Below are 301 nucleotides of genomic sequence, written 5' to 3' on the forward strand. Positions count from 1 at the left end.
GCTCTGTTAAAGCTACTTCCTCAGTCGGTGCTCTATAAACATTTTTAAGATCGTTACAAAATTCTTTTCGGTCTTTATATGATATATACTTTGTGCTATTTCTAATTTGGTGAATTATGCAGCTTTGTATTTCAGCACTTGGATAAACAGCATGTATTGCATCAGAAAAACCTTTCAAACCATCTATTGATACAATTAAAATATCTTCTACTCCTCGGTTCTTTAATTCATTAATAATCTTTAACCAGTACTTAGAACTTTCGTTTTCTCCTATCCAAATACCTAAGACATCTTTCATACC

The 301-nt window shown here is 31.6% G+C and carries 1 protein-coding gene; it reads right to left on the reverse strand.

The window, feature by feature from the left end; all coding sequences use genetic code 11:
- Positions 1–301 (reverse strand): transposase (locus tag CDO51_RS13330; protein WP_205842278.1); only part of this gene is annotated, 301 nt, incomplete at both ends.

Origin of the sequence: Natranaerobius trueperi (genome assembly GCF_002216005.1) — a bacterium.
GTDB lineage: Bacteria > Bacillota > Natranaerobiia > Natranaerobiales > Natranaerobiaceae > Natranaerobius_A > Natranaerobius_A trueperi.